23 protein-coding genes are annotated in these 22307 nt (G+C 72.7%); 11 read left to right on the forward strand and 12 right to left on the reverse strand.

From position 1 onward, the window contains the following. Window positions 1-16: 16 nt before the first annotated feature. Window positions 17-1156 (forward strand): hypothetical protein, encoded by a 1140-nt coding sequence (locus Dsi01nite_RS00225; protein WP_203843893.1) that lies wholly within the window; start codon window positions 17-19, stop codon window positions 1154-1156. 11 nt (window positions 1157-1167) lie between these two features. Here Dsi01nite_RS00225 and Dsi01nite_RS00230 read toward each other — a convergent pair whose 3' ends face one another. From Dsi01nite_RS00230 to Dsi01nite_RS00260, 7 genes are all read right to left on the reverse strand, one after another. Beyond that, window positions 1168-1941, reverse strand: coding sequence for a DUF6406 domain-containing protein (locus Dsi01nite_RS00230; protein ID WP_203843894.1), 774 nt, complete (start codon window positions 1939-1941; stop codon window positions 1168-1170). Window positions 1942-1965: 24 nt separating this feature from the next. Further along, window positions 1966-2574 carry a hypothetical protein gene (locus Dsi01nite_RS00235; protein WP_203843895.1) on the reverse strand — a complete coding sequence of 203 codons (609 nt, stop codon included), beginning with the start codon at window positions 2572-2574 and terminating at the stop codon, window positions 1966-1968. A gap of 247 nt (window positions 2575-2821) precedes the next feature. Continuing rightward, entirely contained in the window at window positions 2822-3601 is a 780-nt protein-coding gene (locus Dsi01nite_RS00240) for a DUF1295 domain-containing protein (RefSeq protein WP_203843915.1), read from the reverse strand. A gap of 5 nt (window positions 3602-3606) precedes the next feature. Then, a complete protein-coding gene (locus tag Dsi01nite_RS00245) occupies window positions 3607-4893 on the reverse strand; it encodes a class I SAM-dependent methyltransferase (protein ID WP_203843896.1) in 1287 nt (428 codons plus the stop codon). Further along, window positions 4890-6179, reverse strand: a complete 1290-nt coding sequence (locus tag Dsi01nite_RS00250; protein ID WP_239135574.1) for a class I SAM-dependent methyltransferase — start codon at window positions 6177-6179, stop codon at window positions 4890-4892. Before Dsi01nite_RS00250 ends, Dsi01nite_RS00245 begins: the two co-directional genes overlap by 4 nt. Next, window positions 6176-6832, reverse strand: a complete 657-nt coding sequence (locus tag Dsi01nite_RS00255) for a DUF1365 domain-containing protein (protein ID WP_203843897.1) — start codon at window positions 6830-6832, stop codon at window positions 6176-6178. Before Dsi01nite_RS00255 ends, Dsi01nite_RS00250 begins: the two co-directional genes overlap by 4 nt. Then, window positions 6829-8079, reverse strand: coding sequence for an NAD(P)/FAD-dependent oxidoreductase (locus Dsi01nite_RS00260; RefSeq protein WP_203843898.1), 1251 nt, complete (start codon window positions 8077-8079; stop codon window positions 6829-6831). Before Dsi01nite_RS00260 ends, Dsi01nite_RS00255 begins: the two co-directional genes overlap by 4 nt. A 74-nt stretch (window positions 8080-8153) precedes the next feature. On the opposite strand from Dsi01nite_RS00260, the gene Dsi01nite_RS00265 reads away from it, so the two are divergent. Genes Dsi01nite_RS00265 through Dsi01nite_RS00285 form a run of 5 tightly spaced genes read left to right on the forward strand, consistent with a single transcriptional unit; the run spans window position 8154 to window position 11884 of the window. Continuing rightward, window positions 8154-8756: an alpha/beta hydrolase gene (locus tag Dsi01nite_RS00265; RefSeq protein ID WP_203843899.1), complete on the forward strand. Its 603-nt coding sequence runs from the start codon at window positions 8154-8156 to the stop codon at window positions 8754-8756. A gap of 9 nt (window positions 8757-8765) precedes the next feature. Next, window positions 8766-9704 (forward strand): TIGR03557 family F420-dependent LLM class oxidoreductase, encoded by a 939-nt coding sequence (locus Dsi01nite_RS00270; RefSeq protein ID WP_203843900.1) that lies wholly within the window; start codon window positions 8766-8768, stop codon window positions 9702-9704. 11 nt (window positions 9705-9715) lie between these two features. Then, window positions 9716-10552 (forward strand): alpha/beta fold hydrolase, encoded by an 837-nt coding sequence (locus Dsi01nite_RS00275; RefSeq protein ID WP_203843901.1) that lies wholly within the window; start codon window positions 9716-9718, stop codon window positions 10550-10552. A 4-nt stretch (window positions 10553-10556) separates the two neighbouring features. Continuing rightward, a complete protein-coding gene (locus Dsi01nite_RS00280; RefSeq protein ID WP_203843902.1) occupies window positions 10557-11492 on the forward strand; it encodes a helix-turn-helix domain-containing protein in 936 nt (311 codons plus the stop codon). Next, window positions 11489-11884, forward strand: coding sequence for a VOC family protein (locus Dsi01nite_RS00285; RefSeq protein ID WP_203843903.1), 396 nt, complete (start codon window positions 11489-11491; stop codon window positions 11882-11884). Before Dsi01nite_RS00280 ends, Dsi01nite_RS00285 begins: the two co-directional genes overlap by 4 nt. Before the next feature lie 38 nt (window positions 11885-11922). Here the strand turns inward: Dsi01nite_RS00285 and Dsi01nite_RS00290 are convergent, their stop codons facing one another. Beyond that, window positions 11923-12351, reverse strand: coding sequence for an STAS domain-containing protein (locus Dsi01nite_RS00290; protein ID WP_203843904.1), 429 nt, complete (start codon window positions 12349-12351; stop codon window positions 11923-11925). Between the two features lie 215 nt (window positions 12352-12566). Between Dsi01nite_RS00290 and corA the strand changes: the two genes are divergently transcribed. Further along, the gene (gene corA / locus Dsi01nite_RS00295; RefSeq protein WP_239135575.1) at window positions 12567-13583 is read left to right on the forward strand and encodes a magnesium/cobalt transporter CorA; all 1017 of its coding nucleotides are present in this window, start codon (window positions 12567-12569) and stop codon (window positions 13581-13583) included. 7 nt (window positions 13584-13590) lie between these two features. Here the strand turns inward: corA and Dsi01nite_RS00300 are convergent, their stop codons facing one another. Continuing rightward, window positions 13591-14676 carry a glycosyltransferase gene (locus Dsi01nite_RS00300; RefSeq protein WP_203843906.1) on the reverse strand — a complete coding sequence of 362 codons (1086 nt, stop codon included), beginning with the start codon at window positions 14674-14676 and terminating at the stop codon, window positions 13591-13593. Between the two features lie 115 nt (window positions 14677-14791). On the opposite strand from Dsi01nite_RS00300, the gene Dsi01nite_RS00305 reads away from it, so the two are divergent. Further along, the gene (locus tag Dsi01nite_RS00305; RefSeq protein ID WP_203843907.1) at window positions 14792-16729 is read left to right on the forward strand and encodes an ABC transporter ATP-binding protein; all 1938 of its coding nucleotides are present in this window, start codon (window positions 14792-14794) and stop codon (window positions 16727-16729) included. Next, window positions 16723-17964: a multidrug effflux MFS transporter gene (locus tag Dsi01nite_RS00310; protein WP_373318703.1), complete on the forward strand. Its 1242-nt coding sequence runs from the start codon at window positions 16723-16725 to the stop codon at window positions 17962-17964. The genes Dsi01nite_RS00305 and Dsi01nite_RS00310 overlap by 7 nt, the downstream gene beginning before the upstream one ends. A 61-nt stretch (window positions 17965-18025) precedes the next feature. On the opposite strand, the gene Dsi01nite_RS00315 is transcribed toward Dsi01nite_RS00310, so the two are convergent. After that, window positions 18026-18373, reverse strand: a complete 348-nt coding sequence (locus Dsi01nite_RS00315; RefSeq protein ID WP_203843909.1) for a histone-like nucleoid-structuring protein Lsr2 — start codon at window positions 18371-18373, stop codon at window positions 18026-18028. Between the two features lie 86 nt (window positions 18374-18459). Here Dsi01nite_RS00315 and Dsi01nite_RS00320 point away from each other — a divergent pair, with 86 nt between their 5' ends. Continuing rightward, the gene (locus Dsi01nite_RS00320; RefSeq protein WP_239135576.1) at window positions 18460-19170 is read left to right on the forward strand and encodes a DinB family protein; all 711 of its coding nucleotides are present in this window, start codon (window positions 18460-18462) and stop codon (window positions 19168-19170) included. A 36-nt stretch (window positions 19171-19206) separates the two neighbouring features. Further along, on the forward strand, window positions 19207-20496 hold the full coding sequence (locus Dsi01nite_RS00325; RefSeq protein WP_203843910.1) for a phenylacetate--CoA ligase family protein: 1290 nt from the start codon (window positions 19207-19209) through the stop codon (window positions 20494-20496). On the opposite strand, the gene Dsi01nite_RS00330 is transcribed toward Dsi01nite_RS00325, so the two are convergent. Both Dsi01nite_RS00330 and Dsi01nite_RS00335 read right to left on the reverse strand, forming a co-directional pair. Further along, window positions 20497-21582 (reverse strand): hypothetical protein, encoded by a 1086-nt coding sequence (locus tag Dsi01nite_RS00330; protein ID WP_203843911.1) that lies wholly within the window; start codon window positions 21580-21582, stop codon window positions 20497-20499. It lies immediately after the preceding gene. A 14-nt stretch (window positions 21583-21596) separates the two neighbouring features. Continuing rightward, the coding region (locus Dsi01nite_RS00335) for a hypothetical protein (protein ID WP_203843912.1) at window positions 21597-22307 on the reverse strand (711 nt) is incomplete at its 5' end.

The raw sequence follows: 22307 nt of genomic DNA on the forward strand, positions 1-22307 counted from the left end.
TGAGTCGTCCGTCTACATGCGACTGCGCCCGTGCGGTTGCGGTTCGGTCGACTTCGACCCGCAGCACGAGGTGCGCCGGGTCCAGGGTGCGTGGCTCAGCCGGTACACCGGCCGCTGCCGAAACTGCGACACCCTCCGGGAGTTCGTGTTCGTGGTCGACCCGCCGACCCGGCAGGGTGACCGCAGCGCGTGGTCGGCCGGCACCGAACCCTCGCATCTGGTCGACCCTGGCGAATGGCTTGCCGTTGCCGACGACCTCGGCCGCACGGTCGGTGACGCCGTCGGCGCCGACGAGGTCGACGACGACCGCCAGTGCCGCCGGCGCGTGGATCTGGGGTTGGCGGCGGACGCCGTCGAGGAGGTCCTGCTGGCCGTGCCTGCGGGTGCGGATGCGGTGCCAGGGGGAGCGTGCCGCTCGGAGCTCGGCCGGCGCGTGTATGCGGCCGACCCGGGGCGCTTCCGGCGGCACGAGCTGGAGCTCGCCCGCGACCGGTACGCCGACCAGAGCGGCCACGTCCACCGGCACCGCCCGGACGGGCCGCCGATGCGGGCGCGCAGCCTCAACGAGGCGCGCCTCTTCATCGACCTGTGCCGCTGCGACTGCGGTCATTCCTCGTTCGAGCACCGGACTCGGTGGAGCCCCGCGGCACCCGGCGAGACCCGCGCCACGCTCACGGTCAACGGTGACTGCGACCGCTGCGGCAGCGCCCGGCACTTCGTGTTCAGCGTCCCGGCGGACGCCGGCTCCGGGCCTGCGCCCGACCCGCTGGGGGCTGGCTTCAGCCATCCGGGCGGGGGCCCGTCGGAGCTGGTCGATCCGGGCCAGTTCCTGCTGGTCGCGCGCAGCGCCGCCAGGGTCGCCGACCGGATCCTCGCCGAGTCACCGACCAGCTGGTGGACCGACGACGTGAGCTGGGAGGCGGTGACGGGCTCGCTGGCCGCCTCGGTCGCGGCCCTGCAGGAGGTGCTCACCTGCATCCCGCTGGGCGCCGACCGGATGCCGGCCACGGCGCTGCGCTCCGCGACCGGCCGGGTCGTGCACCACAACGACCCGCAGCTGTTCCGCCGGGACCGGCTCGTCGAGGCCCATGCGGAACGGGACCGGGTGTTGCGGAGGCTCCTCGCGGAGCACCCGGAACCGGACGACGACGGCTGATCCTTGCCGTCTCACCGCACGACGGCGGTGGCCGGCGGCACCGGTTGCAGGGCGGCGCAGAACTCGCCGATGCCGGACGCGACCTGGTACAGCGGCGGCGAGACGAAACGTTGGCCGCCCTCGGCGTACGGGATCTCCACCCGCACGTCCTCGCGCAGCATGAAGATGCCGTCGAGGTTCGTCGCGGCGACACCGACGGCGAACGAGCCCGACCTGCCGAGCGCGATGACCACGTGCAGGTCGGAGAACTGCGCCCCGGCCTGCCGCTGACCGAACCGGATGTCCCGGGTGACCTCGTCCGGATGCACGCCGAGAATCGGATGAGCCGGGCCTAGCGTCACGGGCGTCCCGGGGATCGACACCTCCCGCACCGGCGCCGCACCGTTGCTGTGGGCGAGCCACATCCGGAACATCGGCGGGAGCCGCCTGCCCAGATCCTGTTCCAGCCGCACGATTTCCGCTTCGTCGACGGTACCGAAGTGGCGCAGCTCGACCTCCACGTAGTCACGCGGCTCGGCCGGCGGCCGATACGGCGGGGCGCCCGGCGGCACGTACCGCAGCTCAGCGATCCAGGAGGTCGAACGGTGAAAGACGACATCCTCGAACCGCCAGGTGCGACCGCGGACGACAAACGTGTCGCCCAGCAACAGCACGTGCTTGGACTCGCCGTCCACCGTGGCGACGGCGAGGCGCAGCCGGGGCGGCGACGGGTTCATCGACAGCGCGCCGCACCTGCTGCCTTCGTCGTCGAGGAACGCAACAGTGCTCGGCTCCAACGTCGCCACGATGACTTCAGCCAATGGTTGCCCTTACTCCTCGTCGCTGATGTTGATGACCAGGTCCTGAGGGGTGACCGACGCACCCGCACCGACGATGGTCAGCCGATACTCACCGACCTGCTCCGGCATCGTCACGGCCCGGCGGTGGTTCGGCGGCAGGGTGATGCCGAGCGACAGCAGCACCGCCGGCCCGGCCGCCGCCGGGGTGCACTCGCCGGATCTGCCCAGACAGACGGTGTAGGTGGTATCGCTGACGTTGAACAGGCGGACCCTGTTCTTCGGCATCAGCTCGTACCGGTCCGTTGTGCACCCATCGGCCCGCAGGTCCAGCTGGTGCGAGTTGTAGATCGGCTCGCCGAGGACCAGCACGCTGCCGAACAGCAGCGGTATCCCGAGCAGCATGGTCGGGAAGCCCCGCCACTCACGCGAGAGCTGCCTCATCAGGCACGCGGCCATGCCGACGAGCGCGACGACGGCGACGGTCCAGAACAACACCGCCCGGCCCGTACTGGGGAAGCCGCCAACCCCGTCCTCCGGCGGCACCACCCACTCGGCGCCGAGCAGCCGCGCACCCAACAGGACGGCAAAGATCCCGCCGATGCCCGCCACCACCAGGCGGTCGAACACAGCCTCGTCCATGCCCTCAACCGTAGACGGCAGGTGCGACCTGCCCGTCGGGAAGCGGTGCGACAAGAGCCGCGTCACCGAGTAGTTGACGCCGGCGTTGCGGCAGGCCGACACCACGGCGCCGGACCCGAACGCGGAGTCGGCGCGGACCAGTACCCGTCCGGTTGCGCCGCACGCCCTGGCGGTGCGGATCGCCTGGGTGGTCAGCGACGCCGCGCCGCGGGAGGATCCTGCGCCATACCCCCGACACCATCACATCTCAATGCCTATCGGGGGATCGAGGCTTAGGGAGCGGAAAGAACCCGCTGGTCCGTTCCACATAGTCGGCGTAGCCCGGCTTGGTGCGGCGCAGCTGCTCCTCCAGCAGTGGCTTGCCCGTCTTGCGGGTCAGGAACCAGGTCATCAGCAGCGGCGACGCCACGGTCAGCCAGCCCTGCCACTGGAGGCAGGCCAGGGCGAACAGGCCCCACCAGACGCAGGCGTCCCCGAAATAGTTGGGATGGCGGGTGTACCGCCAGAGGCCGCTGTCCAGCACCCTGCCGCGGTTCGCGGGGTCGGCGCGGAACCGGGCCAGCTGGGCGTCGCCGACGGTCTCGAACGTGAACCCGACCAGCCAGATCGTCACGCCGATCGCGGCCCACCACGACAGTGGCCCCTCGTGGTGCTGCGCGACCTGCACCGGCAGCGACACGAACCACAGCGTGACACCCTGCAGCAGGTAGATCATGCGGAAGGCGTATGCGGTGCGGCTGCCCTTCGCCTTCGACAGCAGCCGCTCGTAGCGCGGGTCCTCGGGGGCGCCGATCGAGCGGATCCCGATGTGCGCGGCGAGCCGCACGCCCCAGATCACGGTGAGCGCGGTGACCAGCCAGCGGGTCGCCGGGTCCCCGTGCCCGGCGGAGAGCACGAAACCGGTGACGGCGACCGCTGCGAACCCGAGGCCCCAGGCCACGTCGACGACCCGGTGCCGGCCGGTGGCGGCGCCGATCGCGAACGCCACCAGGACCACGGCGAAGGCGGCGGCGAGCGTGCCCAGCATCGTGCTCACCGCGGAACCGGGCCGATGCCGATGCCGATGCCGCTGTCGCCGTCGGGGGTGCGGCGCACCGCGAGGATCTGGTCGACGCCCATCCTGCCCTCCTCGAACGTGAGCGCGCCGCCGACGAGGTACAGCCGCCACACTCTGGCGACGGGTTCGCCGACGAGCTCCACGACGTCGTCCCAGCGCCGCTCCAGGGTGTCCAGCCAGGCGTCGACGGTGCGCACGTAATGCTCCCGCATCGCGTGCACGTCGCGCACCTCCAGGCCGGCGTCCTCCAGCAGCGCGACGGTCTCGCCGACGGGGCGCATGTGCATGTCGGGCGCCACGTAGGACTCGATGAACGGGCCGCCGCCCGGGGCGTGCCCGCGCCGGGACATCTGCTGGACCAGGAGCCGGCCGCGCGGGGCGAGCAGGCCGTGCAGCTTCGCCGCGAACACCGGGTACTGGTCGGCGCCGACGTGCTCGCCCATCTCGACGGTGGCGATCGCGTCGAACGGGCCGTCGGTGACGTCGCGGTAGTCCTGCAGCCGGATCTCGACACCCGTCGTGCCGCGCTCCGCGGCTCGGTTGGTCACGAACGCGCGTTGCTGCTCCGACAGGGTGACCCCGACGACGTCGACGCCGTGGTGGCGGGCCGCGTGCAGGCTCAGCGAACCCCAGCCGCAGCCGACGTCGAGCAGCCGCATGCCGGGCCGCAGGCCGAGCTTGCGGCAGATCAGCTCCAGCTTGTCGTGCTGGGCGTCGGCGAGCCCGTAACCGATGTCGGTGCTGGTCCAGTACCCGCACGAATACGCCATGTGTTCGTCGAGCAGCAGCTGGTAGAACGCGTTGGACAGGTCGTAGTGGTAGCTGATCGCGGCCCGGTCGCGGGCCCGGCTGTGGATGGTGCCGGCCAGCTTCGCCTGCGCGTCCGGGGCCTTCGGCCGCGGGCCGAGCACACCGAGCGCGAGCGCGATGCGGGCCGCCCGCAGCCGGCTCACCTTCGCCGCGCCGCCGGTGAGCCGGTGCGCGCGGGCGTGCCGCCACACCTGCCGCAGTCCCTCGGCGAGGTCACCGTCGACGTCGATCTCGCCGGCGATGTACGCCTGGGCCAGGCCCAGCTCGTCCGGGTGCCACAGCAGCCGCCGCAGCGCCCGCCGGTCCCTGATCACCAGCGTGGGCCCGCCGGCGGGACCGGTCTCGCTGCCGTCCCAGGCGCGCAACCGGATCGGCAGGGTGCCGCCGGTGGCGCCGGCGACGAGGGCCTCGAGCTGGTGGGCGGCGCCGGTGCTGGCGATGGTCGCGGTCATGCGGTGCGCTCCGTTCGGCCGAGGATCAGCTGGCAGACGTCGAGGTATCCGGTGGCGAAGCCGGCCTCGCAGTACGCGAGGTACAACCGCCAGGTCCGCTGGAACGTGGCGTCGAACCCGAGCTCGGCGACGCGCCCCGCGTGCGACGTGAACCGCTCCCGCCACAGCCGCAGCGTCGCCGCGTAGTGCGGCCCGAACGAGCACCGGTCCAGCACCGCCAGCCGGCTGTGCCCGGCGAGGGCCTCGTCGAGCGCGGTCTCCGACGGCAGCAGGCCGCCGGGGAAGACGTACTTCTGGATCCATGTGTACGTGTCGCGGGTCGCCAGCATCCGCTCGTGCGCCATCGTGATCGTCTGCAGCCCGGCCCGGCCGCCGGGGGCGAGCAGCTCGTCGAGGGTGGCGACGTAGTCCGGCCACAGTTGCGCGCCGATCGCCTCGATCATCTCGACGCTGACGATCGCGTCGAAGCGTTCGCTGGACCCGCGCAGCTCGCGGTAGTCGCACAGCCGCACGTCGACCCGGGGGCCGACGCCGGCCGCGGCGGCCCGCTCGACGGCGAGGGCCCGCTGCTGCCGCGACAGCGTCACCGTGACGACGTGCGCGCCGCGTCGGGCGGCCCGGATCGCGAGCTCGCCCCAGCCGGTGCCGATCTCCAGCAGCCGCGTGCCGGGACCGACCCCGGTCCGGTCCAGCAGCCGGTCGATCTTGCGATGCTGCGCCGCCTCCAGCTCGTCGAAGCCGGCCGCGTCCGGCGCCCCGGACGGCGGCGTTTCGAACAGCGCCGCCGAGTAGGTCATCGACGGGTCGAGGAACAGCGCGAACAGGTCGTTGGACAGGTCGTAGTGCCGCTCGATGTTGCGCCGGGCGCCGTCGCGGGTGTTCTCGTCCACGCCTGGGGCCCGCGCGCCGTGGAAGCGGCGCAGCCACTGCAGCCGCGGCGGCACCAGGGTCGGCAGGTCCGCGGCGAGGACGGTGAGCAGCCCGACGAGGTCCTCGGTGTCCCAGTCGCCGGCCTGGTACGCCTCGCCGAAGCCGATCAGACCGTGCGCGCCGAGCCGGGCCAGGAACCGCTCCGGGCGCCGGACGACCAGCACCGGCCCGGTGTCGCCGATGACCCGCCCGCCAGGGAACACGACGCGGATCGCGACCCTTCCGGCGATCCGCCGCAGCAGCGCGGCCGCCACCGTGCCTCGCAGCCGGGCGGCGGGCACGGCCGCGACATCGGGCCAGCGCCCAGGGTCGACCGCCGCGTCGGCGTCGGCGGTGCGCGACAATGTCGAGGTCACGGTGCTTCCTCCTGGAGGCTTCTCGGGATGATGGGCAGTCCACGCAGATACAGCCGGATCCCCTGGATCCGGATGCGGAGGCTGACGAGCCGGGTCGCCAGCGGCGAGCGCCTCCCGGCCGTCCGCGCCCGTCCGGTGAGCGTCGCCACGAACGGCCGGCCGTCGCCCTGTTCGAGCACGATGCTGAGCGCGAGCCGCTTCCGGTCCGGTTCCGGCAGGCGCATCCGGTACCGGCCGTCGACGGCGAAGAACGGCGACACGTAGAACGCCTTCTCCGCGGTCTGTTCCGCCGGGTCGATCAGGTAGCGGTGCCGGCCGCCGTACGTGTTGTGCACCTCGGCCACGATCGCGGCGAGCCGCCCGCCCGGGTCGTGGCACCAGTACACGGTGAGCGGGTTGAACACGTGCCCGAGCGTGCGGGGGTTGGTGAGCATGCGCACCGTGCCGCCGCCGAGCGTGATCCCGTGCCCGTCGAGGAACCGCTCCAGGTTCGCGCGGATCGACTTCGCCGGGTCGCCGGCGTGGTCCCGGGCCTCGAACCCGGCCGGCAGGTGGTCGAGGTCGACCAGCCACAGCGAGGTCCGGTACGCGAAGCCGTGCCGCAGCGGCGCCGTCCGTTGATGCCGGACCACGCAGTCGTAGACGGCGGTCACCAGGTGACCCCCAACGACCGTGCGGCCTGCACCCCGGAGCGGCAGCCGTCCTCGTGGAAGCCCCAGCCCTGGTACGCCCCCGCGAACGCGGTCCGCCCGTCCTGCAGCCCGGCGACGCGGCCCTGCGCGGCGACCGACTCCCGCGTGTAGACCGGATGCTCGTAGGTCATCCGCGCGATCACCGCGTCGTCGGCGAGGCCGTCGGCGCCGTTGAGCGTCACCAGGTACCGCCGGCGCGCGTCGAGGCGTTGCAGGCGGTTCATGTCGTACGTGACCCGGGTCGGGCCGGCACCGGGTGAACAGTCCGGCATCAGGTAGTTCCAGCTGGCGCGGGCCGCCTCCCGGACGGGCAGCCGGGACGCGTCGGTGTGCAGGACGGTCTCGTTGCGCGAGTACCGGAACGCGCCGAGCACCGCCCGCTCGGCGGCGGTCGGGTCGGTGAGCAGGGCCAGGGCCTGGTCGGCGTGGGTGGCCACGACGACCGCGTCGAACGCGTGCGTGCCGCCGGCGCCGTCGGTGACGGTGACCCCGGCTGTGACCCCGTCTGGGTGCCGGGTCACGGACCGGACCGGCACCCCTTGCCGGACCGCGGTCAGCTCCTTCGACAGCAGGTCGACGTAGGTGCGGGAGCCGCCGACGACCGTCCGCCAGGTCGGTGAACCGGACACCGACAGCATCCCGTGGTTGGCGAGGAACGCGAACAGGTACCTGGCCGGATACTCCGCGACCAGTTCGGGTCCGCACGACCAGACCGCGGAGACCAGGGGCACCACGAAGTGCTCGACGAAGTGCCGGCGGTAACCGCCCGCGGCCAGGAACTCGCCGAGGGACGGATCCGCGCTGCCCTCCAGCAGCCGGCGCGCCCGCCGGTGGAACCGGGGGACCTGGGCGAGCGTGGCCAGGAACGCGGCCGTGGGACGCCGCGCGAACAGCCCGCGGGTGCCCTTCGCTCCGGCGTACTCCAGGCCGCAGCCGAGGCACCGCACCGACATGCTCATCTCGGTCGGCTGGGTCGGCACGTTCAGCTCGCCGAAGAGCCGCAGCAGATGCGGATAGGTCCGCTCGTTGTGCACGATGAACCCGGAGTCGACCGCGACCGTGCGGCCGCCGTCGTCGACGTCGTGGGTGTGGGCGTGGCCGCCGAGCCGCGGCTCGGCCTCGAACAGCGTGACGTCCCAGCCCTGCCGCAGCACGTACGCGGCGGTCAGGCCGGAGACCCCAGCACCGATGACAGCTACCGTTCTCACGCCCCGTCATTCGGCGCCGATCGGGGATCGGATTGGTCACCCATCCGGGGATGGTCCGGCAACGAATGACCGGGGTGAGCGAACCCAGCGTTGTCACCACGGGGCCCTCGTCGGGGGCGGCGGCCGTCGTCGTGCTCCTACCCGGCGGCAAGGCCGACAGCTTCGTCAGCTACCGCCGGGGGCTGGCGTACCTGCGGATGGTGCCGTTCGGCTGGGCGGTGCGCCGGAAGTTCCCCGGGATCGCGGTGTGGCGGCTGCGGTACCGGTACCGCGGCTGGAACGAACCGCACCGGCACCCGGTCGCCGACGCGGAGTGGGCGATCCGGGAGGCCGCCACGCGCCTGCCCGGCGTCCCCGTCCTGCTCGTCGGGCACTCGATGGGCGGGCGGACCGCGCTGCGACTCTCCTCCCGGGTGGCCGGCGTGTGCGCCCTCGCGCCCTGGATCGAACCCAACGAGCCCTTTTCGGAACAGACGGCCGGCACGGTCGTCCTGGCGCACGGGGATCAGGACCGGATCACCGACCCGGCGATGTCGGCGCGGTACGCCGCGAGCACCGACGCGTCGTTCATCCTGGTCGCTGGGGAGGGTCACGCGATGCTGCGCCGGTCGCGCGAGTGGACCCGGATCGTCCTCGAGTTCGTGGGAACCGTGGGTCGATCGCTTGCGGGTGGGTAACAGGGCGGCATGCGAATCGGTTACTTCCTGTCCAGCGAGGAGTACACCCCCGCGCAGCTGATCGAGCAGGCCAAGCTCGCCCAGGACGCCGGGTTCAGCGGGCTGTGGATCTCGGACCACTACCATCCGTGGAACGACGCCCAGGGCCAGAGCCCGCACGTGTGGTCGCTGATCGGGGCGCTGAGCCAGGTCGTGACGATCCCCGTGACGACGGCCGTGACCTGCCCGATCATGCGGATCCACCCGACGATCGTGGCGCAGGCGGCGGCGACAAGCGCGGTCCTGCACGACGGCCGGTTCGTGCTCGGCGTCGGCACCGGCGAGGCGCTCAACGAGCACATCCACGGCGATGCCTGGCCGGGCGCAGCCGAGCGGCTCGAGATGCTCGAGGAGGCCGTCCACGTGATGCGGGAGCTGTGGGACGGCGGGTTCGTCAGCCACCGGGGCACGCACTACACCGTCGAGCAGGCCCAGGTGTACACCCGGCCCGAGACCCCGCCGAAGGTCTACATGTCGGCGTTCGGGCCGAAGGCCCTCGAGCTGGCCGGGCGGATCGCGGACGGGTTCATGTCCGTGGCGCCCGTCGCCGAGCACGTCGAGGCGTTCCGCAAGGGCGGCGGCGGCGACAAGCCCGCGCAGGGCGGCTTCAAGGCCTGCTACGCGAGTTCCGAGGATGCCGCGGTACAGGTGGCGCACAGACTGTGGGCCAACGCCGGCGTCCCCGGCGAACTGTCCCAGGTGCTGCCGTCGCCGAAGCACTTCGAGCAGGCGTCGCAGCTCGTCACCCCGGACATGACCCGCGAGGCGATCGCCTGCGGTCCCGACCCGGCCAAGCAGGCGGCGCAGCTCAAGAAGTACGAGGACGCCGGCTTCGACGAGGTGTACGTGGCGAACATCGGCCCCCACTACGCCGACCTGATCGACCTGTACCGGCGCGAATTCCTGTAACCATCGCAGGTATGCGATGTGTTGACACCGGCGGCGCAAGGCTGTGCGTCGAGACGTTCGGCGACCCCGCCGATCCCACGATCCTGCTCGTCCACGGCGCGTCCGCGTCGATGCTCTGGTGGGACGAGGAGCTGTGTGAGCTGCTCACGGCGGGCGGCCGGCACGTGGTGCGCTACGACAACCGTGACACCGGACGCTCCACCGCGTATCCGCCGGGGCGGCCCGGCTACACGATGCGGGACATGGCGCTCGACGCCATCGGGATCCTCGACGGGCTCGGCGTCGGCGCCGCGCACCTCGTCGGGCGGTCGATGGCCGGTGGGATCGTCACCGTCGCCGCCGCGGAGCACCCGGCGCGGGTCGCCACGCTGACCCTCGTCACCACCACCCCGGGCCTGCCGGGGCTGCCGCCGATGTCGCCCGCGTTCCTCGACTTCACCAGCAGCGGCCCCGACCCCGCGGATCCGGCCGCCGTCGTCGAGTTCATCGTCGGGCTCATGCGGGTGTACGGCGGCGGCTCCCCGTACTTCGACGAGCCCGCGGTGCGCCGGCTCGCCGAGCGGGACGTCGCCCGCACCGCCGACATCGCCTCCTGCCTGGTGAACCACTTCGTCATCGACACCGGCGCCGCCGGCCCGCACCTGCTCGCCGGCCTGCGGGCGCCGACCCTGGTCGTCCACGGCGAGCACGACCCCGTCTTCCCGCTCGAACACGGCACCGCCCTGCGCGACGCGATCCCCGGCGCGTCGCTGCTGGTCCTGCCCGAGGCCGGACACGAACTGCCCCGCGCGCTGTGGCCGCTGTTCACCGCCGCGGTGCTCGAACACACCGCCCGGCCGCTACCGTGAGGGAGTGCTGTCGGACTACGTGGGCCGGCCCGCCGGGGTGCGGGTGCGATCGTTCGCGAGCCGGTACACCGGCTACCGCGACGAAGACGTCGCGCCCGCCGTGCACCGCGGGCTTCCGTCACCGTTCCTGACGCTCATCGTCACCCTCGACGACCCGTTGCAGGTCGCGGCGCACCCCGATCCCCGGACCCCGCCCGGGCGGTACGACACCCTGCTCGGCGGCCTGCACACCACGCCGGCGACGATCGTGCACCAGGGGCGGCAGTCCGGGATCCAGGTCGCGCTGTCGCCGCTGGGCGCCCGGTCCCTGCTCGGCCTGCCCGCCGGTGAGCTCGCCAACCTCGACGTGACCGCCTCCGACGTGCTGGGCCCGTTCATCGACGAGCTGCGCGACCGGGTCCGCGCGGCACCGGCCTGGCCCGAGCGCTTCCGGATCGTCGATGCGATGCTCGCCGCCCGGTGCGCGTCGCCGGTCCTTCCGCCGCCCGAGGTCGTGCACGCGTGGCAGCTGCTCCAGGCGTCCGGCGGCACCGTTTCCACGGTTGCGCTCGCCCGGGAGGTCGGGTGGAGCGGCCGGTACCTGAGCCGCCAGTTCAACGTCGAGATCGGCCTGTCCCCGAAGGCGGCGGCCCGGGTCGCCCGCTTCGACCGCGCCCGGCACGTCATCCAGCGCGGCGCCGCGTCCCTCGCCGCCGTCGCCGCCGGCTGCGGCTACTACGACCAGGCGCACCTGACCCGCGAGTTCGGCGCCCTCGCGGGCTGCCCGCCGGCGCGGTGGCTGGCCGAGGAGGACCTACCGCCGTTCCGAGACATCCAAGACCCCGCCGAGAAGGACCTGCCGCCGTTTCGAAACGTCCAAGACCCCGCCGAGAAGGACCTGCCGCCGTTCCGAAACATCCAAGACCCCGGCGCGCCGGTGCCGGAAGACTGGGCGGCATGACACCTCCACCGCAGGTCTGGCCGACCCTCCGCGCCACCGACGCCCGCGCCCTGATCCGGTTCCTGGTCGACGCGTTCGGCTTCCGGGAGACCGTCGTGCACGGCGACGGCGACCGGGTCGACCACGCCCAGCTCTCCTGGCCGCTCGGCGGCGGCATCATGCTCGGCAGCACCCGTGACGAGGACGGCCCGGGCTGGCCGCTGCGCCCCGGCACCTTCGGCGCTTACGTGGTGACCGACGACCCCGACGCCCTGTACGCCCGCGCGGTCGCCGCCGGCGCGACCGTGCACATGGAGCTCACGGACACCGACTACGGCTCCCGCGACTGTGCCTTTCGCGATCCCGAGGGCAATCTGTGGTCCTTCGGCACCTACCGCGGCGAACCCGTCTGAGACGGTCACCGGGGTGCCACGGGGGCGCTACCGGATCTTCAGGCGGAGCGGCGGCGGTCGGCGTTCATCGGCCACGGGGTGGTCGTGGACTGGGCCGCCGCCTCCGCGTCGGTGACCAGGGCCTGCGGGTCGGCGGCGAGAGCGCTTTCCAGGGTCCGGTAGGTCTGGATCGTGGAGAGGGTGCCGCCTTCACGCAGCGTGTGGACGACCGGCGGGGTCGGCTGGGCCAGGACGAGCGATCCGCCCTGCTCAAGGGCGATACCTGCAGTGACGCGCAGCATCATGACGCCGGTGCAGTCGATGGCGGTGACCTTGGCCAGGTCAATGATGATCCTGGGCTCGGTGCGGAGCAGCAGCTGGGAGAGCGCGGTCTCCAGCTGCATCGCACTGGCCGCGACCAGCGCGCCGTGGCAGGTCAGCACCGTCGCGGCAGCGAGTCGGTCCACCGCGAACGTGAGAGCTGCCATGCTGCGACGATACGGTCAGCCGTGACGGTCCGTGAACCCCTGTCCAGGTGGAGGGACCATCCGACCGGCCGGTGGCCGGGCAGCCGGTCGTCGCTCCGGGTGATCCGACAAGCGGGCGTGACACTGGTCGGCCGGGTGTTCATGGAGGAACCCGGGTGGGTACGCAACCAGGAGCCCCCGCAAGACGTCACGCCCCGACGAAAGGTGCGTTTCCGGTGCAACTGGACTCTCGGCCGGCGGTCGTCGACTGTGCGTTGTACGTCGGTGGGGTCCGCCAGGCGGACGACCTGCCCCTCGCCGAGCTGTACGAGCGGGCCCGCGAACAACCGGACGCGTTCGTCTGGATCGGGTTGCACGAGCCGGAACCGGAGCAGTTCGCCGACATCGAGAAGGTGTTCGGGCTGCACCCCCTGGCGGTGGAGGACGCGCTGAAGCCGGCGCCGCAGCGGCCGAAGGTCGAGCGGTACGAGGACGTGACGTTCTTCGTCGTGCGGACCGCCCGGTACCTGCCGCACGGCGAACTCACCGAATCGAGCGAGGTCATCGACACCGGGTCGGTCCGGATGTTCTTCGGCCAGCACTTCGTCGTGACGGTCCGTCACGGCGAGGCCAGTGAGCTGCGGTCCGCGCGGCTGGACCTGGAGGCCAACCCAGCGCAGCTGGCGGCCGGCCCGTGGGCGGTGCTGCACGCGATCCTGGACCGGATCGTCGACGCGTACCTCGCCATCGTCACGGCCATCGACACCGACGTGCAGGCCCTGGAGAAGGCCGTGTTCCGCCGGGACAGCGGCACCAGCATCGAACACGTCTACCAGCTGAAGCGGGAGCTGATGGAGTTCCGCACCGCGGCGGTGCCGTTGCAGCGGCCGCTGCTGACGTTGCTGGACAAGCAGTCGTTCGTGCTGTCGAAGGAGATCCGGCGCTACTTCCGGGACGTCAACGACCACCAGACCAGGGTCGTGGAGCAGGTCGCCAACCACGACGACATCCTCAACTCGATCCTGCAGGCCCGGCTGGCGCAGGTCACGATCGACCAGAACAACGACATGCGCAAGATCGCGTCGTGGGCGGCGCTGGCCGCGTTGCAGACCGCCATCGCGGGCGTCTACGGCATGAACTTCGTGTTCATGCCGGAACTGCACTGGCGCTACGGCTACTTCTACGCGCTCGCCCTGATGCTCGGCAGCGGGCTGCTGCTGCACCGGGCCCTGCGCCGCAACGGCTGGCTGTAGGGCGGTCCTAGGAAACCGCGTGGAGGCGGTCGAGGAGGCGCTTGAGTTCGGCCAGGTGTTCGGAGGGGTACACCCGACCCGCCGGATCCACGACCCGCTGCACCGGTTGGAGCAGGCGCCAGGCCTCCGCCACCTCGCCCAGCTGCGCCAGGGCCTGGGCGTCCAGCCAGTCGCAGTAGTCCCGGGCCACGCCGGCGCCGCGCAGCTGCGCGGTCAGCACCAGCACCGCCTCGTCCATGCCGGCGCCGAGCAGCAGCCGGGCCAGGGCGTCGGTGCCGAGGATCCACTGCCGGGTCCCGGGTGCCAGCTCGCGCAGCGTCTCGAACGCGTCGACGGCGTCCTGGGTCCGGCCCGCCCCGACGAGGCTGCGACCGAGGTCCAGCAGGGTGTCCGCGACCTGACCGGCGGGCGCGGACCCGTCGGCGATGCCGTCGAGGATCGACTGGGCCAGCTCGACGTTGCGCTCGGCCTTGCTGCGGCGCTCGTCGGGATCGGCGTATCCCTGGTGCTCCAGGCGGATCGCGTCGCGCGGCGCCGCCGGCCACTCCGCGATCCCGATCCCCTGCACCGTCCCGGTCCCGTTGCCCGGACCGACGCTCGTGCCGTGGCCCCGGTCGACGAAGACGTCGGGTGCGCTGCCGCGGCCGGTGATGTGCACCAGGTGCTCGTGCACCCGGCCCTGCCACCGCAACTGCGTCGGGCGGAACAACCGGGCGGTGCGGAACGTGTACGGCAGCTCGTCGTGCGCGTTGTCGATGTCGACCAGCAGCGCGTCGGTGGTCGTGGCGGCGAGGACCTCCCGCAGCTTGCCGGGCGCGGCGACGGCCCGGTCGTCGGCGTCGATGCTGAGCACCCAGTCCGCGGCCGCCCACGGCCTCCCCCGCGTCGTGGCCGCCTCGGCGAGCGCGGCGTTGCGGGCGGCGGCGAAGTCACCGGTCCAGGTGCCGTGGCTGACGGTGGCGCCGAGGTCGGCGGCCAGGGCCGGGGTGTCGTCCTTGGAGCCGGTGTCGTGGACGTGGATCGTGTCGACGACCCCGCTCAGCGACGTCAGGCACCGGGACAGCATGGTGGCCGAGTCACGCACGATCAGCACCGCGGCAAGGTTCACCTCCGCCCGATCGGCGGCCGTCCGGCCGACCTGAGCGTTTGTCCGGTCGCGTCACCACAGACCCGCGCGGCACGATGGACACGCGCGGCACCATAGACACATGGCGATCGAAAGCGTCGACTCCCCCGGCGAGCTCGTCGATCCCGGCGACGAGCTCGCGGTGCCCTACTGGCTCACCGCCACCGCCGAGGCCGCCTCCGCGTCGTTCGGCCGGATGGTGCGCCGGCTGCCGGGGCTGCTGCTGCAGGCGTGGCGCCTCGCGTGGCGGACCGACCGGCGCAGCACCCTGGCCGTCGCCGGGTTCAACCTGGCCGCCGGGGTCGCCTCCGGCGTCGGCCTGGTCAACGTCGTCGGCGTCCTGGACGGGCTGCTGCGGGCCGGACCGACCCCGGAGCGGATCCGGGCCGCCGTGCCGTCGCTGCTGATCATGATCGCCGCCGGTGCGGCCCGCACCCTGCTGTCCTCCGCCGCGACCGCCGCGCAGGGCCGGCTGTCACCGCAGGTGAGCCAGGCCGCGGAGCTGCGCCTGCTGGCGCTGACCACCCGGGTCGACCTGGCCACGTTCGACGACGCCGACTGGCGGGACCGGATGCAGCGGGCCCGCGACCGGGGCATCGACGCCGCCCAGCGGGTCGTCGACCACGCCATCGAGCTGGGCACCAACGTGGTGTCCCTGGCCGCGGCCGCCGGGGTCCTCGCCGTGCTCCACCCGCTGCTGCTGCCGCTGCTGGTGCTGGCGGTCGTGCCGAACTTCTGGGCCTCGGTGCGCTCCGCCCGGCTCGGGTACCGCCAGCAGCTGCGCATCATCGCGGTGCTGCGGCGCAAGTGGATGCTGTCGGACCTGCTCGCCGAGCGGGACCAGGCCGGCGAGCTGCGGGCGTTCACGCTGCAGCGGTACCTGCTGGCGGAGGTCCGGCGGCTGCTCGACGCCGCGACCCGCGAGCAGGTCAAGGTGTCCGCCGCGCAGGTGCGCACGAACCTCGTCGGCCACGCGCTCGGCTCCCTGGCCACCGGCGCCGCGTACGCCGCCCTCCTCGGGCTGTTGCTGTCCGGCCGGATGGACATCGCGGTCGGCGGCGCCGCGGCGTACGCGATCAGCACCGGCATCAACGCGCTCACCCAGGTCGCGTTCTCCGTGAACCACCTGTACGAACAGGGCCTCTACTTCGGCGACTACGAGTCCTTCTGCGCGCTCGCCACCGCCCGCTCCGAGCCCCTGGACCAGCCCCCGGCCCCGGCCGGCTTCTCGCTGTTGAGCCTGGAGGACGTCACCTTCACCTACCCCGGCGCGCAGCGGCCCGCCGTCGCCGGGGTGAGCCTGAGCATCCGCCGAGGGCAGACGATCGCGCTCGTCGGCGAGAACGGCTCCGGCAAGTCGACCCTCGCCAAGCTCCTCGCCGCGCTGTACCGCCCCGACCGCGGGGTGATCGCCTGGGACGGCGTCGACCTCGCCGGGCGTGACCCCGACAGCGTCCGCGACCAGGTCGCCGTCGTCATGCAGGACCCGACGAACTGGCCGCTGTCCGCCGCGGAGAACATCACGACGGGCCGGCACGACCGGGTCACCACCCAGGCCGAGATCGAGGCGGCGGCCGACCGCGGCGACGCCCACGGGTTCATCGTCGAGCTGCCCCGCCAGTACCAGACGCTGCTCTCCCGGCACTTCAACGACGGCGCGGAACTGTCCGGCGGCCAGTGGCAGCGGCTCGCGATCGCCCGCGCGTTCTTCCGCGACGCGCCGCTGCTCATCTGCGACGAACCGACGGCCAACCTCGACGCCCGCGCCGAACACGCCGTCTACGGCCGGCTGCGGGAGCTCGCCGCCGGCCGCACCGTGGTGCTCATCACCCACCGCATGGCCAGCGTGCGCGAGGTCGACCGGATCTACGTCCTGGACCACGGCGTGCTCGTCGAGGAGGGCACCCACGACGAGCTGTTCGCGGCCGGCGGGCTTTACGCCCAGTTGTACGCATTGCAGGCGACCGCGTATCAGGACGGGAATGTTCCGGCTGATCAACCGCTTGACCATGGATTGTGACCGCAAATCCCGTCCGACTCATATTGGTGCTCGGTTCGCTCATCGCGATCGGCCCGCTGACCATTGACATGTACCTGCCGGCCCTGCCGAGCATCACCGACGACCTGCACACCACGTCGACGGCGGTGCAGCTCACCCTCACCGGCACACTGGCGGGTCTCGCGCTGGGTCAGCTGGCGATCGGGCCCTGGTCCGACGCGGTCGGCCGGCGGGTGCCGCTGCTCGCCGGGCTGGTCCTGCACGTCCTGGCGTCCGTCGCCTGCGTGTTCGCCCCCGACGTGACCGTCCTCGGCGCGCTGCGCGTCCTGCAGGGCCTCGGCGTCGCCGCGTCCTCGGTCGTCGCGATGGCAGTCGTGCGGGACCTGTTCAGCGGCGCCGCGTTCGCCCGCCTGTTCTCCCGGCTGATGCTGGTCATGGGCGCCGCCCCGATCCTCGCGCCCACCCTCGGCAGCGCCGTGCTGCGCTGGACCGAGTGGCGCGGCGTCTTCGTCGTCCTCGCCGTGTTCGGCGTCCTGCTCACCACGCTCGCCGCGCTCGCCCTGCGCGAGACGCTGCCACCGGCCCGCCGCCGCTCCGGCGGTGTCGGCGGGACGCTGCGCGTCTACGGCTCGCTGCTGCGGGACCGCGTGTTCGTCGGGCTGGTCCTGGTCGCGGGGTTCGCGATGGCGGCGCTCTTCGCCTACGTCGGCGGCTCGTCGTTCGTCCTGCAGGAGGTGTACGGCCTGAGCGAGGCCCAGTTCGGTCTGGCCTTCGGCGCCGGAGCGGTCGGGCTGATCGGCGGCACGCAGTACAACGTGCGGCTGCTGCGCCGCTTCACCCCGCAGCGCATCCTCACCTCGGCCCTGGCCGCCGGCACCGTGGCGGGTGGGCTCCTGGTCGCGCTCGCCGCCACCGGCCTCGGCGGCCTGCCCGCCCTGCTCGCCGCGCTGTGGGCGGTGCTGACCGCGGCCGGCCTGGCCCTGCCCAACGCCCCGGCCCTGGCCATGTCCCGCCACGGCGAGGCGGCGGGCACGGCGGCGGCGCTGCTCGGCGCGGTCCAGTTCGGCGTCGGTGCGGTCGCGGCCCCGCTGGTCGGCGTCCTGGGCACGGGCGCGACCGCGATGGCGGTCGTCATCGCCGGCGGCATGCTCACCGCGACCGCGACCCTGCTGGTCGTCGTGCGGCCGGGTGCCCTGGTCACCCCGGAGGACGAGGCGTCCGGAGTCACCCTGGACCCCACTCCCGCGGCGGCCTGAGCCCGCCGGGCCGGCGGATCCGGACATCGCGGCCGGATCCGCCGCTCGATCCCCGATCAGGTCAGTGGCTGTTGTGGTACTGGTCGACGATCTCCTGCTTGATCCGGCCCCGGTCGGAGACCTGGTAGCCGGCGCCCTGCGCCCATTCACGGATGGCCCGGTTCTGGTCGCGGTCACCACGTGCCGCACCCCGCCCCCGGGAGCTGGAACGGGCCGCCGCGGCAACCGCGCCGCGCCCGACCTTGGTGCCGGCGGAAACGTAGGGCTTCAACGCGGCGCGCAGTTTCTCGGCGTTCTTCTTCGACAGGTCGATCGCATACTGCACGCCGTCGAGACCGAACTGCACGCTCTCGTCGGCCGGCTTGCCGTCCAAGTCGTCGATCAGTTCTTGAATGACGCGCTTGGCCATGACGGCGCCTCCTCGGCAACGGTGCGGGTGACGGTGACGACCGAACGGCCCCCCGTCGGAGAAATAGTATCGCCCATTCTGCGGATTTGAAGTGCACTCTGTTTCAAATAGACACCATCACCGATCGTGTTGGTTCAATTACCACGGCCCGGCGGGGCGCGCATGATCCGAGCATCGGCGAGACTCTACCCATGACGAACACTTCCACACCGGTTTGGAGCGACCTGCTGATCGGCCAGTTGGCGTTCTACTGGGACACTCACCTGCGGCCCCGGCTGGACGGGCTCACCGACGAGGAATACTTCTGGGAACCGGTCGCCGGGTGTTGGTCGGTCCGGCCGGACGCCGCCGGGAATTACCGCCTCGATCTCGGCCAGGACGGCGACCCCGCACCGGTGACGACGGTCGCATGGCGCATGATGCACATCGCGGTCGGTTGTTTCGTGACCCGGAGCAGCACGTTCTTCGGCGACGGAACTGTCGACGCGGACGCGGACATGTTCGACCCGCGGCACGAGCCGGCGGATCTACCGCACACGGCGGCGGACGCCGTCACGTTCCTGGACGACAGTTACCGAGCGTGGCACGGGCATGTTTCCGGCCTCGGTGACGCCGGACTGAGCCTCCCTTTGGGACCGAAGGGCGCCTATTTCTCAGCGGAACCGATGGCGGCACTGATCGCGCACCTCAACCGCGAGGTGATGCACCACGGCGGGGAGATCGGGCTGCTGCGGGATCTCTTCCGGGCCACCGGGGCCACCCGGCGCACCGACCGCCTCGCCACTGCCGCAATCTGACATCGACAACGACCACCGTCTGGAAGACTTGCGGCCATGTCGACCATCGGTGGCCTTCTTTCCGTGCGCGCCGTGCTGCGGGCGCAATATCTTGACCGGGACACGCTCGGCCGGGCGACCCTGGCCGGGCTCCGGGGCGCCCTGTCGCAGGCCCGCACGCGGGTGTCGGCGTACCGTGACGACGACCGCTACGACATCGGCCGAACCTGGGACATTTCGGATTTCGCCCGGCTGCCGATGCTGCGCAAGGCCGACGTGCTCGCGGCCGGCGAGGACCGGTTCCGCGACCCGGCGTTCACCCGCGACCGGGTCACCGTCTACACCACCAGCGGCACCAGCGGCCAGATCCTCGAGGCGTGGCACGATCCGGGCAACTACGCCCACGACCGGGCGTGCAACATCCGCCGCTTCGCCGCCGCCGGTGGGCGGTACCGGCCGTGGTCGCGACTCGTGCACTTCAAGCCGTTCCCCCTCGACACCGCCTGGTATCAGCGCCTCGGCATCTTCCGCCGGTCGGTGGTGTTCAGCGCGCTGCCGGTGCGCACCAGGATCGAGCAGCTGCTGCGCATCCGGCCGCACGCGATGATCGGCTACCCGGTAATGCTCCGCGACCTGCTGCGCGGCCTGCGCCCGGACGAGCTGGCGACGTTGCGGCGCACGCTGCGGGCGGTCTTCACCGAGTCCGAGCTGCTGACCCCGGAGGTCCGCGCGCAGCTCACGTCGGGCTTCGGTGTGCCGGTGTTCAACGAGTACTCCGCCTACGAGCTCATGCACATCGCGTACGACTGCGCCGAGGGCCAGCTGCACGTCGCCGAGGACCGTGTCCACGTGGAGATCGTCGACGCCGACGGCCGTCCCGTGCCCGACGGCACCGAGGGCCACGTCGTGGTCACCGGCTGGCGGGAGCGGGCGATGCCGCTGCTGCGGTACTGGCTCGGCGACCGCGCGACCCGCCTGACCGGGCGCTGCGGGTGCGGGCGGACGTTCGCCCGTCTGGAGCTGACCAAGGGCCGCGCCGACGACTACGTGGTCCTCCCCGACGGCGAGCGCATCTACGCCGGCACCTTCATCGGCATGGCGATCAGCACCCCCGGCGTCGCGGAGTGCATGGTCCGCCAGGACCCGGCCGGCAACATCACCGTGTGGCTCGTGCCGGACGTCGACACCGCCGCCGGCCGCGGTTTCGACGACCTGGCCCGCGAGGCGCGCGCCTGGCTGCACGGCAGCGCCGGCCGCCCGTTCGACCTCGACGTGCGCCGGGCCTCCGCCCTGGAGCTGACGTCGGGCGGCAAGGGCCGGTTCGTCGTGTCGGAGTTCCGGGGCTGACTACAGGGTCATGGCGGCCTGTTGCGGGACCAGGCGGGCGCCGAGGCCCTGCTTCAGCTCCGCCATGCCCTTGCCGAGGATCATGCCGGTCGCGCCGCGGTCCACGACCCGCTCCACGAGCCGGCGGAACAGGTCGAAGTAGAGGTGCCGGCGGCCGCCCTCGTCGACCGGCAGCGCGCCCCAGGACAGCCACAGGGGCCAGGTCGGGTGCTCCAGGATCGTCGCGGCGCCGAGCAGCCGTCCGGCGTTGTCGCGGTACGCCACCGCGTGCACGTCCGCACGACCGGCGACCGCTTCCTGCCACAGCTGCGAGCGGGGGCCGCTGTGCGGCTCGACGCCGCCGGTGGAGTGCTTGGTGAAGCCGCCAGCGGAGTGCTTGGTGAAGCCGCCGGCGGAGTGCTTGGTGAAGCCGCCGGCGGAGTGCTTGGTGAAGTTGAGTCGGGCCAGGTGCGCCAGCTCGGCCGGGCTGACCACGTCGCCGATCGCGCCGCCGCGCACGCACAGGTCGGGGTCTTGGGCCACCAATCGCTGGGTGCGCCGCTCGTTTCCCCTGCGTTTCTTGCTGAGGCCGGCGAACCACGCGTCCAGGGACTCCGGAGCGTCGAGGACGGCGAGGGGTTCGGTGCTTCTGGCGTACCTCGGGCGCGGCAGCCAGGCGGCGTCGCCCTCGCCCAGCTGGCGCCACAGCACGCCGCCCACGCCGGGGCCGAGGGCCCGCCGGGCCGCCCGCCGGAACGCCCGCACGAGGTCGGCCCGCTCCCGTACTGTGGACGGTGCGACCCACCAGCCGGGCAGCGCGCTGCTCTGCGGGGCCTGGACGTGCAGGTATCCGATCCGCGGCCACCCCGTCCGTCCCGCCCGGTGGTGGAGCGGGACCACCGAGGCGGCGTACACGCCGAGCGGCCGGTCCGCATCGGACAGCACGGCGAGCAGCAGCGGGTCGGCGCCGGAGCGCACCCCGGCCCGCATCACCGGCCACGCCCAGTTGGCCCGCAGCCCGGCCGCGCACCGCACGGCGTCCCAGCCGGCCGGCTCCGGGTCGGCGCCCGGGTCGAGCAGCCGGACCGTCAGCCCAGCCGTCGTCACAGCGATCTCCACCATCATGGTCCCCCGTGCGTCCGTGCCCGCCATCGCCCGCCGAGGCCGACATCGAGACTGATCGCGCTCGCTCCCGCCGACAGCAGCAGCGCCGCCATCGCGCCACTGGATGCCGCGGCCGGCACCAGGACCGCCGCGGTGGCCGCGGCGACGACCAGCCCTGCGCCGGCCGCGGCGGCCGTGAGCCTGGGCGAGCGTCCATCGGTGTTCTCCACCAGATAGGTGGCGTAGGCGACCAGCGCGAACAGCGGCGTCTCCAGGCAGGTCAGCAGGGCGAGCAGCAGCGTCCCAGGGGGCAGGACCAGCATGAGCGGCAGCCCCGGCAGGCAGAGCAGCGCCGCGAACCGCAGGATCCGCCGCGCCTTCGCCCGCCCCGCCCGCCCGGCCGTCCCCCGCAGCCGCAGCGACGTGGCCGGCTGGCGCAGCCGGAACAGGTAGATCAGCGCCGCGCCGCAGAACCCGGACAGCGTCACCGCCACGTAGAACGGCCCGCTCTCCCCACCGTGCCCGGCGATGCCGAGCACCAGGTAGCACACGGCAAGGCACAGGCTGGCCAGCAGCTCCGGCAGGCCGAGCAGCGCGCAGGTCCGCAACACCAGCCACGCCACCCGCCGCCGGCGCCCCTTCCCGTCCACGCCACCCGCCACCGGCCCCGGTGATCCAAGGAGCGCAGGGGCCACGCCCACGACCGCCCAACGACTTCGATCACGACC

The organism is Dactylosporangium siamense, from assembly GCF_016862795.1.
Classification (GTDB): Bacteria; Actinomycetota; Actinomycetes; order Mycobacteriales; family Micromonosporaceae; genus Dactylosporangium; species Dactylosporangium siamense.